This is a genomic window from Brucella sp. 22210 (assembly GCF_052045675.1).
Taxonomy (GTDB): domain Bacteria; phylum Pseudomonadota; class Alphaproteobacteria; order Rhizobiales; family Rhizobiaceae; genus Brucella.
The window spans coordinates 142,380-158,757 of the sequence record NZ_JBQEPD010000009.1 but is presented as its reverse complement, the minus strand read 5'-3'; the positions used below and the strand labels follow the sequence as shown (position 1 = coordinate 158,757).

Here is a 16,378-nt window from a genome sequence, read left to right as displayed (position 1 = left end):
TCCTATTCCGCTTCGGCGGGTGCCGGAGGTAAATCGCCTCTGCGGGCGCCTATAGGGGCGTCGGTAATTGCGCATGTGATCCGGTTGGTTCCAATCGGTTGTGTCATAGCTGTTCTATTCTATGCGTCCGCCAGACGGAAACAATCGCCATCGCTTTGTTCGATGGGGAGCGCATTTCGATGAGCAACAACAGTGAGTTTGTTGTCAAACGGCAACAGTCTTTACCGTTACTTTAGGTTACAAAGAACTACGGTCATTTTTGCCTATTTCCCGCCACAAAGGGACATCATCCGTCAAGGAAAGGCAGAAGCCGTCAAACAATCAGGAGCGAAGGCTCCCGCAGGATTAGGCAGGAATGAGCAAGAGCGCGTTGTTGCAGAGCAAACCGAATGCAAGCAAGGGAAACCTTGCCGACGCTGCTCCGATTCCTTCCTATGATGGTAAGGCTTTTTTCGGCCAAGATCGGGTCTCAGTCTTGACGAAAAGCATGGCTATTCTGCCTTCAATGAATTATTTCTCCACGATTTGTGCCAACTATTGTGAAAGACCGGCGTTGTGATGCGTAGTCGCAGTTTTTCATATCCTGTTCTTGCCATGGCTGTTGGTTTGGCCATCGCCTGCAACAGTGCCTTTGCTTTTGATCTGAACGACGATTCCGAAAAGTCGCGCAGCCCGTTCGAGCTCTTCAAGTTCGGCTTCTCCGCTTACAAGAACGGTCACAAGGACGAAGCGATCAAGGCGCTGCGTTATGCCGCCGAGCGCGGTCATCAGGGTGCAAAGTGGAAACTGGCCCGCATGTATGCCGATGGCGATGGCGTGGCTGAAAATGACTACGAAGCCTACAAGATTTTCGAGAAGATCGTCCGTGAAGGTTCCGAACCCGGTTCCGAGAACGATTCCTATGTGGCTGATGCGCTGGTTGCGCTCGCTGGATATGTGAAGCGTGGCATTCCGGGTACGCCGGTGCGCGCTGATCTGGGTGTCGCCCGCGATCTTTATGTGCAGGCCGCATCGAATTTCGGCGATTCTGCTGCCCAGTTCGAGCTTGGCAAGATGCTCCTGTCCGGTGAGGGCGGAGAGCGCAATTCGGTTCAGGCCGCACGCTGGTTCCAGCTGGCTGCGAACAAGGGCAATGTCAGTGCTCAAGCCATGCTTGGAAACATGCTGTTTCAGGCTGGCAAGACCGTGCGCGGGCTGGCCTTCATGACGGCTGCCTCTGAGCGTTGCGCAGCCGAGGATTGCACCTGGATACGCGAAATGCAGGAACAGGCTTTCTCGATTGTCGGTGAAGCGGATCGCCGGAACGCTGTCGCTCTTGCCAGCGATATGACCACCAAGGGCTCGTTCTAAGCTTCTTTCGTCTTAAACCGACAGCGTGACCGTAACCGGTACGTGGTCAGACGGCTTTTCCCAGGCGCGAACGTGCTTTTCAATATCGGTCGATACGAAACGATTGGCCGCTTCTGGCGACAGCATCAGATGATCGATGCGGATGCCATTGTTTTTCTGCCAGGCGCCTGCCTGATAATCCCAGAATGAATAGATACCGTCATCGTCGGTCGCCGCGCGAATAGCCTCGGTGAAACCGAGATTTTCCAGCTTGCGAAACGCCTGCCGCGATTGCGGCTGGAACAATGCATCGCCAAGCCATGCCTGCGGGTTCTTCGCGTCCTGTGGTTCGGGAATGACATTATAGTCGCCAGCCAGCACAAGCGGCTCTTCAAGCGCCAGACGATCTTTCGCCCAGGCTTCCAGACGCTGCATCCAGGAGAGCTTGTAGGGAAATTTCTCGGTATCGATCGGGTTGCCGTTGGGCAGATAGAGCGACACGACGCGGATGACGCCTTTATCGGTCGAATAAACGCCCTCTATGAAGCGCGCCTGTTCATCGCTGTCATCGCCGGGCAGGCCGCGATTGATCTCGTCGGGTGACTTCTTGGAAAGAAGTGCGACGCCGTTGAAGCCTTTCTGGCCATGGGTCTCGACGTGATAGCCAAGCGCCTCAATCTCAAGCCGGGGGAACTGCTCGTCCACCGACTTGATTTCCTGCAAACAGGCGATATCGGGCGAAGACTCCTTCAACCAATGCTGAAGGTTCTCGATGCGGGCCTTGACGCCGTTGATATTCCACGTAGCGATCTTCATGGCTCAATGATTAGGCGCTTGAGCGGGTGAGGGCAAGCACGGCGCTGGCCTCATCACAGAAATTGCAGCTTTGCGCATATTTCGATGCTGTGCGCATTTGTATTGCCGCCCTTGCGTTCCTATCTCGGACTCATTGGAGCCAGACAGGAGATAACAATGTTCGACGCCAAGAAACTTCTCGACCAGTTTTTGGGATCGCAGGTACCAGGCATGTCGGGGAGTGTGAAGGACAAAGCCGGGCAGGTCGGTGATCTCGCCAAGAAGAACCCGCTTGCCACCGGCGCTATCGCTGCCGCAGTTCTTGGCACCAAGACGGGCCGCAAGCTGGCCGGTAATGTCGCTACTGTTGGCGGCATCGCAGCCATCGCTGGTCTCGGCTATCTGGCCTACAAGAATTACAAGTCCGGCCAGTCGCCGCAAACGGCGGAACAGCCGGTTGCCAAGGAGCAGGAGCTTCTTCCGCCGCCGCCTGCCGATTCGCCGTTTCATCCGCAGTCGCCGGCCATGAGCAACAGTTTCGCCCTGACGCTGATCCAGGCGATGATTGCCGCAGCCAAGGCAGACGGTCATATCGATGATGCGGAACGTGCACGTATCATGGAGAAGCTTCAGATTTCTGGCCTTGATGACGAGGCGGAAGCGTTTTTCCAGAAAGAACTGGCAGATCCGGTCGATCTCGACGCGCTGGTCGCTGCCGCTCAGACGGAAGAGCAGAAAGTGGAGCTTTACACTGCTTCGCGTCTGGCCATCGATCCCGATAGCCGGGCGGAGCGCGGTTATCTCGATATGCTGGCCGGACGCCTGGGTCTGCCGGATGCGCTGGTGGACCATATCGATACCACGGTCGCTTCGGTCAAAGTCTGACAAAACAAAACCGGCTGCCATGAGGCAGCCGGTTTATTTTCACGTTATGCGTTTCGGTTCGATTAAATCGCGAAGCTCGTGCCGCAGCCGCAAGACGCAGTCGCGTTCGGGTTGCGGATCTGGAACGATTGGCCCATCAGATCGTCAACGAAATCGATTTCCGATCCATCCATGTAAGGAACCGAGATCGAATCGATCAGAACTTTCGCCCCGAGCTTTTCAATGACGATGTCGTCCTCGGTCTGTTCATCGACCAGATCGTATTTGTAGGAAAAACCGGAGCAGCCGCCGCCTTCGACAGAAACGCGCAGCGCGGTCTTGTCCGGTTCGGAATTGAGAATCTTAGCGATCCGCTTTGCGGCGGAATCGGAAACGGTAATGCCTGTCATCGGTCTCGTCCGTTTGCAGTTGCTGGGCCAGAGCGGGATTTTCCCCGGCTGCCCGTTATCGCAGACTTGCCTTCATATTCCTCTGATAGCTATGAACGCTACCAATAGAAGTCAATGTCAGCATGAATATAGTGTAATCATATTACAGTGAAGGATGCATCGCAATGTCGCTGGAAGGAATAGGCTTTGGTTATCGTGAGCGCGCGCCCTATGCCTGCGATCCGATCTCAAGCCGTGGGCGGCTGGTGCCGGAACCGGAAAGCCCGACACGCACCCCGTTTCAACGCGACCGCGACCGCATCATCCATTCTACCGCCTTTCGCCGTCTGAAGCACAAGACGCAGGTTTTCATTGCGCATGAAGGCGACCATTACCGCACGCGGCTGACGCATACGATTGAAGTGGCGCAGATTGCGCGTGCGCTGGCCCGTGCGCTGCGGCTGGATGAAGATCTCGCCGAAGCCGTCGCGCTGGTGCATGATTTTGGACACACGCCTTTTGGCCATACCGGTGAGGATGCGCTCAACGAACGCATGAAGGATTACGGTGGCTTTGATCACAACGCCCAATCGCTCCGTATCGTTACCAAGCTTGAGCATCGCTATGCGGATTTTGACGGTCTCAACCTGTCCTGGGAAACGCTGGAAGGGCTGGTGAAGCACAATGGCCCGCTGGTCGGACCATATGCCGTGCATTCGGATGAGCCGGTGCCGCAACCCATCCTCGATTTCAACGAACGCTACGATCTGGAACTGGGGCGCTTTGCCAGTCTGGAGGCGCAATGTGCGGCGATTGCCGACGACATCGCCTATAACGCCCATGATATCGATGACGGCCTGCGCGCGGGCCTGCTGACGCTTGAGGCGCTGGATGAAGTGCCCCTGACCAAGCGGCTGCTCGATGTGGTGCGCGGGCGCTATCCCAATCTTGATGCCGTGCGCACCGGCCATGAACTGGTTCGCAGGCAGATCACCATCATGGTCGAGGATGTTATCGCCGAAGCCCAGCGCCGTCTGGCGGCGGCGCAGCCGCAAAGCATTGCCGATATCCATGCCCAGTCGCAGTCGCTGGTAGCGTTTTCACCCACGATGCGCGACGAGGAAAAGGTGCTGAAGCGGTTTCTGTTCAAAAACCTCTATTTCCATAACAGCGTCGTGCTGCGCCGACAGGCGGCAGACAAAATTGTGCAGGACTTGTTCGACGCCTGTTTTGCTGATCCGTCGATCATGCCGCCCGAATGGCAGTCCGACTGTGAAACGCTGGATATCCCGTCGCGCGCGCGCCGTGTCGCCGACTATCTGGCGGGTATGACTGATAATTTTGCCGTGCGCGAACACCGACGATTGTTTGACCATACCCCCGATTTAGCTTAATCGGAGCCAAACGAAGTGATTGCGAGGCTGAAAGGCCGTCTGCAACACAACTATCTAATAGAACGAGCCGACTCTGGAACACGCAGTCAAAATTCCAGACGAAAGCCTGACAGGACAGACCATGAATATCTTCGCAGATTTCGACGCACGTATCAAAAAGACGTTGCAAGATATTGATCTGAAACCGAAAGATGGCGGTGAACTCGATCTTTCTCGCGTTGGCGTCGAGCCGCCGCGCGATGCGACCCATGGCGATATCGCGACCAATGCGGCCATGGTTCTTTCCAAGGCTGTTGGTCAGAACCCGCGCGAACTTGCGGTGCGTATCGCCGAAGCCTTGAAGAATGACGACGATGTCGAAACGGTCGATGTAGCCGGTCCGGGCTTCATCAATCTGCGTCTGAAGGCTAGCTACTGGCAGCGCGAGCTTGCCGCGATGCTCAATGAAGGCACGGATTTCGGTCGCTCCAAGCTTGGTGCGGGCAATAAGGTCAATGTCGAATATGTTTCGGCCAACCCGACCGGCCCGATGCATGTCGGTCATTGCCGCGGCGCCGTTGTCGGCGACGTGCTGGCCAACCTGCTGAAATTCGCAGGCTATGACGTCGTCAAGGAATATTACATCAACGATGCTGGCTCGCAGATCGACGTGCTCGCAAGCTCCGTGATGCTGCGTTATCGCGAAGCGCTGGGCGAAATCATCGGTGAAATTCCGGCTGGCCTCTATCCGGGCGATTATCTCGTGCCGGTGGGGCAGGCGCTCGCAAAGGAATATGGCACGAAGCTTCTGGAAATGCCGGAAGCTGAAGCGATGGCTATCGTCAAGGAAACCACCATCAATGCCATGATGGCGATGATCCGCGCTGATCTGGAAGCGCTGAACGTCCATCACGATGTGTTCTATTCCGAACGTCAGCTGCACGCCGACCATGCCCGTGCGATTCGCAATGCAATCAACGATCTGACGCTGAAGGGCCATGTCTATAAGGGCAAGATACCGCCGCCGAAGGGCCAGCTGCCGGAAGATTGGGAAGATCGCGAACAGACCCTGTTCCGCTCGACCGAAGTGGGTGACGATATCGACCGTCCGCTGATGAAGTCTGACGGCACATTCACCTATTTTGCGGCCGACGTTGCCTATTTCAAGGACAAGTACGACCGCGGCTTCAACGAGATGATTTACGTGCTGGGCGCCGATCATGGCGGCTATGTGAAGCGTCTTGAAGCCGTTGCGCGTGGCGTTTCCGACGGCAAGGCCAAGCTCACCGTGCTGCTCTGCCAGTTGGTAAAGCTCTTCCGCGACGGCGAGCCGGTGCGCATGTCGAAGCGTTCGGGTGAATTCATCACCTTGCGCGATGTGGTCGACGAAGTGGGCCGCGATCCGGTGCGTTTCATGATGCTTTACCGGAAAAACGACGCGCCGCTCGATTTCGATTTTGCGAAAGTCACCGAACAGTCCAAGGACAATCCGGTGTTCTACGTGCAGTACGCATCTGCGCGTTCGCACTCGGTTTTCCGTCAGGCTGCCGACCAGCTGGGCCTTGCCGATCTGGATCGTGTTGCCATGGCCGCACAGTTCGACAAGCTGACCGACGAGAGCGAAATTGCACTGGTTCGCAAGCTTGCAGAATATCCGCGTCTGATCGAAGCAGCGGCGATCCATCAGGAGCCGCATCGTCTTGCTTTTTACCTGTTTGACCTTGCCAGCGCGTTCCATTCGCAATGGAATAAGGGCACAGAGAACCCGGACTTACGTTTTATTAAGGTTAACGATCCAGACTTGTCACTAGCCAGGCTAGGGCTGGTACAGGTTGTTTCCGATGTTCTGACGTCCGGATTGACGATCATCGGGGCTGACGCTCCGACGGAAATGCGCTAGGATTGATGGACTGACCGGGAGCTCGTTAAGTCAAACGAAGCTCTTGAATGCGGTAGATCAAGTCTAAAAAGAGAAGACCGGGATGAACTGAAGGTGTTGGTTTATCCCGTTCTGGTCTTTCGGCGTAGGAAACTACCGTCAACTTTTGCCCACATTGCCTCGCTAATAAGCAATGTAAAGTGACGTCTTGCGGCGTCCAGGGTTTGAGTTAGGAACACACCATGACGGACAGCAGTGCAAATCCCCGTAATTACGGCGAGCGTCCGCTGCACGAAGACGATCCGCTGATGGAACTGTCGCGAATCGTGGACTTTGGCACGCCTCAAGGTGATCATTCCGCTTGGAACGAGCGCCAATCTCACGACCGGCCCGAGCCTGACTTTGATCCGGCGCTTGACCTTGAACGCGAGCTTCTCGGCGACTTTGACAATTACGCGCAGCCGGTAAGTCACAATCAGCCTGTCGAGCCTGAGCCGGAAGTTGCTCAGGACCAGCGCTATAGCGAACAGTATTATCGTGGCGCGGAACCGCTGGCGCACGAAGAAGACCTTGCTTCTGCTTTGGAAGAAGAACTCGACCTGCATCTGGATAATGGAGCATCCGTTCCAGCGCCTGAACTGGACGACTTCGAAGACGTCGAACGCACCGAGCCTGTTCAGCAGTTCGATTATGCCGATTATTCGAATGCGCGTGATTCGTATGGCGACCCTTATGCGGCAGCGCAAAGCTCGGCCTATGATAATCACGAATCGCCGGATAGTGCGCAGGGAGGTCATACAGCCGACCACGGCGCATATGATCCGACGATCTATCAGCCGGCTATCGAGCCGCACGAAGAATCCTATCTGACGCAGACCGCGCAAAGCCGTGACTGGGATGTACAGGCTGTTGAACCTGCAACGCCGTCTTATGGCGCTGAGCCTGCCCATCAGTCCATGTCGCTTGAAGACGAGCTGGAAAACCTACTGTTCGGTGACGAGCCGCAGCCAGCCTCCGCGAACGACAGCGCCTATGGCTATCAGCAAGAGCCAGTATCCTATGCGCCGCAGGCCGCTGCATACGAGCCGCAGGAGGCTGCATCCTACGCATCCGCTGCATCGGATCATGGCTATGCGACAGAGGAAGAGGCTGAGCCCGCATTTGACGATTTTCAGCTCGATGAACTGCATTTGGACGAGCAGGCCTTCGAACAGCCGCATCAGCCCTTAGAAGCTGCTGCGCCTGCGCAGGAAGCCGCCGCCCGCACGGAGCCATCTGGCTATCCCTATTACACCCGTGGCAATTTCGCTTCGGGCGTTGTCGCGCAGATGCCGACGGTAACCGCGCATGCGGGTGAGGCGGAAGCGCCTTACGCTGCTTCCAGTACCTTTGCCGGTTCGGAGCAGGCTTCAAACGAAGTTGCAGCGCAGGAGGACGACTTCTCCTTCGACGATGATTTCTCATTCGATGCCGCTGCATTCTCCGCAACGACAGCAGCGGAAGGCACGGACGACGATCTGTCGGATCTCGATGAGCTGAGCCTGAGCGAAGACGACTTCGGTTTCGAGCCTTCCGGCGATTACTCCGAATCGGAAGTCCTCAAGGCGACCGACGAAGAATTGCTCGGCGGCGATGATTTCTTCAACGAAGACGATCTCGATCTGCATGATGACAATAGTGCAGCCGCAGCCGCGCCTGCCTATGCTCATGCAGTGCTTTCGGATGAGGATTATCGCCCGACCACGTCGATGCCGCATTTCGCAGCTGCACAGCAGGCCGCCAGTGCACCTGCACCGGACGTTGAAACGCTGAGCGTTGCCGAAAACAAGGTTGAGCAGACCCATTCCCTCGATCTGCCGGAAGTCAATTACGGTGAAGAGGAAACCGCTGCTGGTCTTGGCGATCTCGAAGCTGAATTTGCCGAGGTCTTCAATACGGTTGGCGTTGATGAGTTGAACACGCCTACCGAAGCGCAGAGCGAAGCCGACAAGGCCTTTGAGGATATTTTCCGCGAAAGCGCATCCAGCTATCTGCCGAATGCCGGTGTTGCTGCAGGTGCTGCAACAGTTGGCCTCGGCGCAGCCGTTGCCGCCGCTGCAAGCTCTTATGGTCGCTCGCAGCCGCGCCAGACTGGCGATTATAATGCAGGCGAACAGGCTGGCAGCGAAGACGATTTCTACAATCATTGGGCCGCCCAGGGCGCGCAGACCGTCGAAGGCGGCGACTATGGCGCACGTGCCGCCATGCAGCCGGAAGACGATCTTGGCAAAGCGTCGGAAGCCTATCGCAATCGCCCGGTTCGTGGCCGTCGCGGCCTGATTCTGGCCAGCGTTGCCGGTGCCGTCGTATTGCTCGGTGGTATCGGATATCATTTCATGGGCGGTGGTTCGCAGGAGCCGGTCGTCATTCATGCCGACAACCAGCCGATCAAGATGCAGCCGGAAAACCCCGGCGGTGCAACGGTCCCGAATCAGGACAAGGCGGTTTACGATCGCGTTGCCGGTACGTTGCCGAACAATCCGGAACAGAAATCACTGATCACCTCGGGTGAAGAGCCAGTCGATATTTCCGGTACGGACGACAATGAAGCCATGACTGATACGCCGGACTCATCGGCTGAAAACGGTCAGGCCAATGCTGGCGCTCAAAATGGACAGAACGCGCAAGAAAATGCGCCTTTGATCCAGCCTCGCGAAGTTGAAACCATGATTGTTCGCCCGGATGGCACGATCATGCAGCCGGAACGCGCTCCGGAACCGGCAGCACCGCAGACGGCCAACAACAGTGTGCAGCCTTCGGCACAGCCATCCGCTCCGGCTGGTGGTGACGAAATCGCGGCAATCGCTTCGGGTAGTGCTTTGCCAGCACCGACCGCAACTGCACCGCAGGCCCAGCAGCCAGCGGCACAGGCGCCTGTCGCTCAGGCACCGGCTGCAGAAACGCCGCGCCTCCCGGCACATGCTCCGGTTGTTCCTTCGCGTCCAGCTGAACAGCCGGTCAACATCGTGGGCAACGTTCCGCAGCGTACGCAGACGCAGGCGCCTGCCGCAGCTGCTCCCGTTGCTAACCAGCAGGTTGCATCGGCTGCCGGTGGCGCTGCTGGTGCAGGTGGATATTTCATCCAGATCGCATCCCAGCCTTCCGCTGAACTGGCGCAGAAGTCCTATGCCAACATGGCGCAGAAATATGCCAATGTGATCGGCGGACGCGGCGTGGATATCAAGCGCGCCGACATTCCGGGCAAGGGCACCTACTACCGCGTCCGCGTTCAGGCTGGTTCGCGTGATGATGCCAATGCGCTGTGCGGTCGCTTGAAGTCGGCTGGCGGCAGCTGTCTCGTAACGCGCTGAGCCATAACAACAGACAAGAACAGGGCGGCTTGAGCCGCCCTTTTCATATGCACTATCGAGCGCATGGAATTTTAGTTAGAACAACTATCTAAGTGGCGGAAAATACGAGGGATATTCGCATGAAACAGTGCAAGGCATGGATTGCCGGTGTGTCGGGTACAAAGCTTACACCGGATGAGGTTGCCTTTTTCCGCGATGAAAGGCCTTGGGGGTTCATTCTGTTCGCCCGCAATGTCGAAAGTCTTGAACAGGTTGCCGAGCTGACCGCGCATATGCGCGATGTGACGGGCCGCGATCAGACGCCGGTTTTCATCGATCAGGAAGGCGGGCGCGTGCAGCGTCTGCGTCCACCGCTTGTGCCGAATTATCCGTCCGCTGGAGAGATTGGTGCGATCTTTGCGCGCGACCGCGAAGCAGGCCTGCGCGCCGCATGGCTGCACGCACGTTTGCATGCCTTCGATCTTTTGAAAGTTGGCGTCACCTCCGACTGCTTGCCGGTTCTCGACGTGCCCGTTGAGGGCGCGCATGATGTGATTGGCGCGCGCGCTTATTCCAAGAACCCGCATGCGGTGGCCGAGATGGGCCGCGCCGCTGCCGAGGGTCTGCTGGCTGGCGGTGTCTTGCCGGTCATGAAACACATGCCGGGCCATGGCCGTGCCTTCGCGGATACGCATAAGGAACTGGCCCGCGTGAGCGCGCCGCTGAGCGAATTGCTGGCGCATGATTTCGTGCCGTTCAAGGCGCTGAATGATCTGCCCATGGCCATGACGGCGCATGTCGTGTTCGATGCGCTCGACCCAAAGCGTCCGTCCACTTTGTCGCCGACCGTGATCAACACGATCATTCGTGAAGTGATTCAGTTCGACGGTCTGATCATGAGCGACGATATTTCGATGAAGGCGCTTTCGGGTGAACTGGGCGATATCGCCGAGGGCATCATCGGTGCAGGCTGCGATATCGTTCTTTATTGCGCAGGCGTGATGGAAGAGCTGGTACAGGTTGCTGCCCGGGTGCCAGTGCTCGAAGGCAAATCGAAGCGCCGCGCTGATCTGGCCGAAGTCTATGCCGGTGATCCGGACCTCTCCGATGAGGCTGAACTGCGCGCCGAATTCAATGGCATGTTCGAAGCGATAGCGTAATCGTTAAAACTTGTTAAACTGCACATATGCGCCGCCCGGCCTGTCCGGGCAGCGTGAGTGACGATTGCGCATCGAGAGGCTAGCGGCTTGGCAGCATCAGGAACCAACACAGACGGAAAAGACGGCACGCTCGTGCCGATGGATTCGCTGTGGCAAAGCGATGCCGAAAGAGCTTTAAGCGAACCATCATTGCTGATCGACGTGCAGGGCTTTGAAGGCCCTCTCGATCTTCTTCTGCATCTGGCGCGCAACCAGCGTGTCGATCTGGCGCGTATTTCCGTTCTGGCGCTGGCCGAGCAATATCTCGAATTCGTCGAGCGGGCCCGGGCAGTCCGGCTTGAGCTTGCCGCCGACTATCTCGTCATGGCGGCGTGGCTCGCTTATCTGAAATCCAAGCTGCTTATTCCCAAGCAGCAGGGTGATGATGGCGAGACCGGCGAGGAGCTTGCGGCATCCCTGCAATTCCGCCTGAAAAGGCTGGAAGCAATGCGCGATGCCGCAGCCGCTCTGGTCAATCGCAACCGGCTGGGACGCGATGTCTTCGCACGCGGTATGCCGGAAGTGGTGATGGTCGACCGCGCCAGCCAGTTTTCCGCAACACTCTACGATCTGCTGACGGCCTATGCCTCGCAGCGCCAACGGCAGGCGGTGTCTCATGTTCAGATCACCAAACGCTCCGTTTGGTCACTGCAGGAGGCGCGGGTCGCACTGGTGCGTCTGATGGGCGGCGATATTGAGGACTGGATTTCACTCGACCGTTTTCTGATCGACTATGCGCTGTCGCCGCAGGAGAGGGCGTCGGCACTGGCAAGCTCCTTTGCCGCCAGTCTGGAACTGGTGCGGGAGGGCAAGCTGGAAGTCCGCCAGAATGCGCCATTCGAGCCGATTTATATGCGGGCCAAGCCCGGTTTAAGCGAATTTGACGAGGACGAAGATGTCTGAGGCGGAACGCCAGCTGGCGGAATTCGATATGGATAATGAATTTGAGGAAGCACAGCTTCCGGCAAGTGGGCTGGCTGATCTGGCGCGTATCGTCGAAGCGATCATTTTTGCTTCCGCCGAACCGGTGTCGGAGCGCGCACTTCAGGAGCGTTTGCCGCCCAATGCCGAGCTTGCCCCGATTTTGCAGCATCTCCAGAAGGTTTATGAGTCGCGCGGCGTGCATCTCGTGCAGGTCGGTGCGGCCTGGGCATTCCGCACCGCGCCGGATCTGGCCTTCCTGATGAGCCGTGAAGCGGTGCAGCAGCGCAAGCTGTCGCGCGCTGCAATGGAAGTGCTGGCGATCATTGCCTATCACCAGCCGGTCACCCGCGCCGAACTGGAAGATATTCGTGGCGTCGAAACATCGAAAGGCACGCTTGACGTGCTGATGGAAACCGGCTGGATCAAGCTGCGCGGACGTCGCCGCACGCCGGGCCGCCCGGTGACATATGGCACGACGGAATCGTTCCTCGATCATTTCGGATTGCCGGAAATCCGCGATCTTCCGGGGCTGGAAGAACTGCGCGGGGCAGGGCTTCTGTCCGCCCGTATGCCTTCAAGTTTTGCCGTTCCGGTACCGAATATCGACCCGGATGAGCTGACGGATGAGGAAGAGCCGCTCGAGGATATCGATCTCGAAGACCTGGGTTTGTTGGCCCCCAAGGGTTAAGTCAGCGATCGACTTCCTTATCATCCACAATTTGCTGCACATAAAGAGGACACATGCGACGAATAAAATCGTCACATCTGCCTTCACAGCTATACTTCCGTTTGAAAGATTGCTTGAAAGCGCTTAAATCACTATCGACATTGCAGGAACAGGCTGCGTTTAAGCGGCGATGAGAGGAATGAAATGGGTAGCTTTTCCATCTGGCACTGGCTGATCGTTCTAGCGGTTGTGCTGCTTCTTTTTGGCCGCGGCAAGATTCCCGAGCTGATGGGTGACGTTGCCAAGGGCATCAAGAACTTCAAGCAGGGAATGAACGACGAAGACGCAGCCAAGGACGCCCGGGACGATGGTCGCACGATCGACGCCAAGGCGGAAGAAACCGTCAACGACGTCAAGAAAACCACCAAGTCCTGATCTATCGGATCAAGAATGCTGCGTGTCAAAACGGATACGCAGCATGTTTGCCATCTGTAAAAGTGCGGTTTTCCGCCGAAAGACGGGACACGCGCGCAGTGCGCGGGGTATAAAATGCTCGATGTCGGTTGGTCTGAATTGCTGGTCATTGCGATCGTGATGATCGTTGTTGTCGGCCCCAAGGATTTGCCGAAGATGCTTAGAGCCTTCGGCAAGGCGACCGCGCGCATGCGCGCGACTGCCAACGAGTTTCGCAACCAGTTCAACGAAGCCTTGAAAGAGGCGGAGCTGGAAGACGTCAAGAATATCATCGACGAAACACGCAAGCTCGATCCACGCTCCAAGCTTACTCAGGTTTTCGATCCGATTCGAAGTGCAGGTGAAGACCTGAAATCGAGCATCAAATCCTCGACTTCCATGTCTCCGGCGACACCCGATACGGTTGCAGAAGTGACTACGCCGGTCGACGCGAGCGGAACGCCCGTTCCTGTAGCCACGCCTGTTCAGTCTGAAGCGGTTGCAGAAAAACCTGCAAAGGCGCCGCGCGCTCCACGCAAGACAGCAGCAAAAGCAGCGCCTAAAGCTGCGGTAGCGAAAGCTGAACCCGCTGCGCCGAAGGCTGTAAAGGCCAAGGCGGCGACAGCAAAGCCAGCGGCTGCCAAGCCTGCTGCCGCAAAAACGGCTGCTCCGAAAACGGTTACGGCGAAACCCGCACCGAAGAAAGTTGCTCCGGTTAAAACAGCGGACGCATCCAAGCCAGCTGCCGAAAAGGCGGTTGCTCCTGCCAAAAAGACCACCAAGAAGACAGGAACCAAAGCGTGACCCGTGACGAGGATGAAATCGAGCAGAGCTCAGCGCCCTTGCTTGAACACCTGATCGAACTGCGCCGCCGCCTTATCTGGGCAATCCTGGCATTTTTCGTGGCATTTGCAGTTTGCTTCGCATTCGCAAAGCACCTCTTCAATCTGCTTGTCGTGCCCTACCAGTGGGCCATCGACTGGGCAGGCATGGACCGTTCCAAGGCGGAGCTGATCTATACTGCGCCGCAGGAGTTCTTCTTCACGCAGGTGAAGGTGGCGATGTTCGGCGGGATTGTGCTCGCTTTCCCGATCATCGCGGCGCAGATCTACAAGTTTGTTGCGCCGGGGCTCTATAAGCATGAGCGCATGGCTTTCCTGCCATTCCTCATTGCATCACCGATTTTGTTCCTGCTCGGCGGCGCGCTCGTCTATTTCTTCTTCACCCCGATGGTGATGTGGTTCTTCCTGGCCATGCAGCAGACGGGTGGCGCTGGCGAAGTGCAGATTTCGCTTTTGCCGAAGGTTTCGGAATATCTGAGCCTCATCATGACGCTCATTTTCGCTTTCGGTCTGGTGTTCCAGTTGCCGGTCGTCACAAGCCTCATGGCGCGTGTTGGCCTCGTGACTTCGGCTGGCCTGAAGGACAAGCGTAAATATGCGATTGTGATCGCCTTCATCGTGGCAGCTGTTCTGACACCGCCCGATCCGGCGAGCCAGATCGGTCTTGCCTTGCCGACGATCCTTCTCTACGAGATTTCCATTATCGTGGCTCGTATGATCGAGAAGAAGCGCGACGAAGCAGAGAACGCAAAAGAAGCTGAAAACGACGCTTCTTCCTCCTGATCGTAGACTACGATTTCCGCTGGCCGCAGTCTTTGCGGCCCGCTTCTGTTCAATTTCACGAAACGGCTTTTCCCATGCTCGACATCAAATGGATTCGCGAAAACCCTGAAGACCTCGACAAGGCGCTTGCAAAGCGCGGGGCAGGGCCGCTCTCGTCCGAATTGATCGCGCTCGACGAAAAGCGTCGCGAAAATGTCGGCAAGGTTCAGGCTGCGCAGGAGCGCCGCAATGCCGCTTCGAAAGAAATCGGCAAGGCGATGGCTGAAAAAGACGCCGCCACTGCCGACAAGCTGAAAGCGGAAGTCAGTGAGCTCAAGAATTTTCTTGCTGAGGCAGAAGAAGAAGAGCGCCGTCTGGTCAAGAAATTGAATGACGTCCTGTCGACGATCCCGAATGTTCCGCTTGGCGATGTGCCGCTTGGCAAGGACGAAGCCGACAATGTCGAGATTCGTCGTGTCGGTAATCAGCGTAATTTCTCTTTCCAGCCGAAAGAGCACTATGAGCTGGGCGAAGCGCTCGGCCTGATGGATTTCGAACGCGCGGCGAAAATCGCCGGTGCGCGCTTCACCATCCTGAAGGGTGGTCTGGCACGCCTCGAACGTGCGCTCGGACAGTTCATGCTTGATCTGCATACGACCCAGCATGGCTACATGGAGGTGATGCCTCCATTATTGGTCAACGACAAATCTGTCTATGGAACGGGTCAACTCCCAAAGTTCTCGGAAGATCTTTTTCGAACTGCGGACCAAGAGAATCTCGAAAGGGATTTAAAAGAACATTATGATGCGGCTTGGGATGTTGCTCAACAAGCTATTGCACGTGAACCATATAGAAGCTCCAACGAGATACTTGGGTCGCTTCGGACACACATGAAGTCGCCAGAGAAAGTTTCATTTGGCTTGGGTGATAATCCTAGCCGCCGCTGGCTGATTCCGACGGCGGAAGTGCCACTGACGAATCTGGTCGCGGACGAAATCGTCGATGTGAAGACCCTGCCGCAGCGCTACACCGCGCTGACGCCTTGCTTCCGTTCGGAAGCCGGTTCCGCCGGTCGCGATACGCGCGGCATGCTGCGCCAGCACCAGTTCCTGAAAGTGGAAATGGTATCGATCACCGATGCAGACAGCTCGGTTGCCGAACATGAACGCATGACGGCCTGCGCCGAAGAAGTGCTGAAGCGTCTTGAGCTGCCGTTCCGCACTGTCGTACTCTGCACCGGCGATATGGGCTTCGGAGCGCAGAAGACCTACGACATCGAAGTCTGGCTGCCGGGTCAGAACACTTATCGCGAAATCTCCAGCTGCTCGGTCTGCGGTGATTTCCAGGGCCGCCGCATGAACTCCCGCTATCGTCCGGAAGGCGAGAAGTCGACGCGCTTTGTCCACACCCTTAACGGGTCTGGCGTTGCAGTCGGTCGCGCGCTCATCGCCGTCATGGAAAATTACCAGCAGGAAGATGGCAGCATTCATATTCCTGAAGCACTGCAGCCCTACATGGGCGGTCTCACGCGCATTGAAAAGGCTGCGTGATTCAGGATTTCAACAATTAGGAC

15 protein-coding genes and 1 pseudogene are annotated in these 16,378 nt (G+C 57.0%); 14 read left to right on the top strand and 2 right to left on the bottom strand.

Annotation, left to right across the window (positions count from 1 at the left end):
* Window positions 1-355: 355 nt before the first annotated feature.
* Together ACTJKP_RS13810 and ACTJKP_RS13805 are read left to right on the top strand one after the other, a co-directional pair.
* The gene (locus ACTJKP_RS13810) at window positions 356-559 is read left to right on the top strand and encodes a hypothetical protein (protein WP_440631057.1); all 204 of its coding nucleotides are present in this window, start codon (window positions 356-358) and stop codon (window positions 557-559) included.
* Window positions 559-1,350 (top strand): tetratricopeptide repeat protein, encoded by a 792-nt coding sequence (locus tag ACTJKP_RS13805; protein ID WP_280992027.1) that lies wholly within the window; start codon window positions 559-561, stop codon window positions 1,348-1,350. The genes ACTJKP_RS13810 and ACTJKP_RS13805 overlap by 1 nt, the downstream gene beginning before the upstream one ends.
* Before the next feature lie 12 nt (window positions 1,351-1,362).
* Here the strand turns inward: ACTJKP_RS13805 and xth are convergent, their stop codons facing one another.
* The gene (gene xth / locus ACTJKP_RS13800; RefSeq protein ID WP_440631056.1) at window positions 1,363-2,145 is read right to left on the bottom strand and encodes an exodeoxyribonuclease III; all 783 of its coding nucleotides are present in this window, start codon (window positions 2,143-2,145) and stop codon (window positions 1,363-1,365) included.
* Window positions 2,146-2,301: 156 nt separating this feature from the next.
* Here xth and ACTJKP_RS13795 point away from each other — a divergent pair, with 156 nt between their 5' ends.
* Window positions 2,302-3,009: a tellurite resistance TerB family protein gene (locus ACTJKP_RS13795; protein WP_113533543.1), complete on the top strand. Its 708-nt coding sequence runs from the start codon at window positions 2,302-2,304 to the stop codon at window positions 3,007-3,009.
* Window positions 3,010-3,071: 62 nt separating this feature from the next.
* On the opposite strand, the gene erpA is transcribed toward ACTJKP_RS13795, so the two are convergent.
* Entirely contained in the window at window positions 3,072-3,398 is a 327-nt protein-coding gene (gene erpA, locus ACTJKP_RS13790) for an iron-sulfur cluster insertion protein ErpA (RefSeq protein ID WP_182520321.1), read from the bottom strand.
* A 164-nt stretch (window positions 3,399-3,562) separates the two neighbouring features.
* Between erpA and ACTJKP_RS13785 the strand changes: the two genes are divergently transcribed.
* The 11 genes and pseudogenes from ACTJKP_RS13785 (at window position 3,563) to serS (ending at window position 16,355) form a co-directional block, all read left to right on the top strand.
* Window positions 3,563-4,771, top strand: coding sequence for a deoxyguanosinetriphosphate triphosphohydrolase (locus tag ACTJKP_RS13785; protein WP_440631055.1), 1,209 nt, complete (start codon window positions 3,563-3,565; stop codon window positions 4,769-4,771).
* Window positions 4,772-4,892: 121 nt separating this feature from the next.
* Window positions 4,893-6,650 (top strand): arginine--tRNA ligase, encoded by a 1,758-nt coding sequence (argS, locus tag ACTJKP_RS13780; protein ID WP_440631054.1) that lies wholly within the window; start codon window positions 4,893-4,895, stop codon window positions 6,648-6,650.
* Window positions 6,651-6,871: 221 nt separating this feature from the next.
* On the top strand, window positions 6,872-9,979 hold the full coding sequence (locus tag ACTJKP_RS13775) for an SPOR domain-containing protein (protein ID WP_440631053.1): 3,108 nt from the start codon (window positions 6,872-6,874) through the stop codon (window positions 9,977-9,979).
* 119 nt (window positions 9,980-10,098) lie between these two features.
* The gene (gene nagZ / locus ACTJKP_RS13770; RefSeq protein ID WP_440631052.1) at window positions 10,099-11,118 is read left to right on the top strand and encodes a beta-N-acetylhexosaminidase; all 1,020 of its coding nucleotides are present in this window, start codon (window positions 10,099-10,101) and stop codon (window positions 11,116-11,118) included.
* 87 nt (window positions 11,119-11,205) lie between these two features.
* Window positions 11,206-12,060 (top strand): segregation and condensation protein A, encoded by an 855-nt coding sequence (locus tag ACTJKP_RS13765; protein WP_078338491.1) that lies wholly within the window; start codon window positions 11,206-11,208, stop codon window positions 12,058-12,060.
* Entirely contained in the window at window positions 12,053-12,769 is a 717-nt protein-coding gene (scpB, locus tag ACTJKP_RS13760; protein ID WP_078338492.1) for an SMC-Scp complex subunit ScpB, read from the top strand. Before ACTJKP_RS13765 ends, scpB begins: the two co-directional genes overlap by 8 nt.
* Before the next feature lie 183 nt (window positions 12,770-12,952).
* Window positions 12,953-13,183, top strand: a complete 231-nt coding sequence (locus tag ACTJKP_RS13755; protein WP_078338493.1) for a twin-arginine translocase TatA/TatE family subunit — start codon at window positions 12,953-12,955, stop codon at window positions 13,181-13,183.
* Window positions 13,184-13,297: 114 nt separating this feature from the next.
* Window positions 13,298-14,005 carry a Sec-independent protein translocase protein TatB gene (tatB, locus tag ACTJKP_RS13750; RefSeq protein ID WP_440631051.1) on the top strand — a complete coding sequence of 236 codons (708 nt, stop codon included), beginning with the start codon at window positions 13,298-13,300 and terminating at the stop codon, window positions 14,003-14,005.
* Complete coding sequence (gene tatC, locus ACTJKP_RS13745) at window positions 14,002-14,826, top strand: twin-arginine translocase subunit TatC (protein WP_078338495.1); 825 nt, start codon at window positions 14,002-14,004, stop codon at window positions 14,824-14,826. The genes tatB and tatC overlap by 4 nt, the downstream gene beginning before the upstream one ends.
* Before the next feature lie 74 nt (window positions 14,827-14,900).
* Window positions 14,901-15,572: pseudogene (locus ACTJKP_RS13740) on the top strand (serine--tRNA ligase); the annotation flags it as partial.
* Window positions 15,573-15,725: 153 nt separating this feature from the next.
* Window positions 15,726-16,355, top strand: coding sequence for a serine--tRNA ligase (gene serS / locus ACTJKP_RS13735; protein WP_440631092.1), 630 nt, complete (start codon window positions 15,726-15,728; stop codon window positions 16,353-16,355).
* Window positions 16,356-16,378: the final 23 nt, after the last annotated feature.

Excerpts from the sequence above, each read along its gene's own strand:
- ACTJKP_RS13810 (WP_440631057.1), top strand. The coding sequence starts at position 356 with ATGAGCAAGAGCGCGTTGTTGCAGAGCAAACCGAATGCAAGCAAGGGA.
- erpA (WP_182520321.1), bottom strand. The coding sequence starts at position 3,398 with ATGACAGGCATTACCGTTTCCGATTCCGCCGCAAAGCGGATCGCTAAG.
- ACTJKP_RS13795 (WP_113533543.1), top strand. The coding sequence starts at position 2,302 with ATGTTCGACGCCAAGAAACTTCTCGACCAGTTTTTGGGATCGCAGGTA.
- ACTJKP_RS13805 (WP_280992027.1), top strand. The coding sequence starts at position 559 with ATGCGTAGTCGCAGTTTTTCATATCCTGTTCTTGCCATGGCTGTTGGT.
- argS (WP_440631054.1), top strand. The coding sequence starts at position 4,893 with ATGAATATCTTCGCAGATTTCGACGCACGTATCAAAAAGACGTTGCAA.
- ACTJKP_RS13785 (WP_440631055.1), top strand. The coding sequence starts at position 3,563 with ATGTCGCTGGAAGGAATAGGCTTTGGTTATCGTGAGCGCGCGCCCTAT.
- ACTJKP_RS13775 (WP_440631053.1), top strand. The coding sequence starts at position 6,872 with ATGACGGACAGCAGTGCAAATCCCCGTAATTACGGCGAGCGTCCGCTG.
- nagZ (WP_440631052.1), top strand. The coding sequence starts at position 10,099 with ATGAAACAGTGCAAGGCATGGATTGCCGGTGTGTCGGGTACAAAGCTT.
- ACTJKP_RS13755 (WP_078338493.1), top strand. The coding sequence starts at position 12,953 with ATGGGTAGCTTTTCCATCTGGCACTGGCTGATCGTTCTAGCGGTTGTG.
- tatB (WP_440631051.1), top strand. The coding sequence starts at position 13,298 with ATGCTCGATGTCGGTTGGTCTGAATTGCTGGTCATTGCGATCGTGATG.
- scpB (WP_078338492.1), top strand. The coding sequence starts at position 12,053 with ATGTCTGAGGCGGAACGCCAGCTGGCGGAATTCGATATGGATAATGAA.
- xth (WP_440631056.1), bottom strand. The coding sequence starts at position 2,145 with ATGAAGATCGCTACGTGGAATATCAACGGCGTCAAGGCCCGCATCGAG.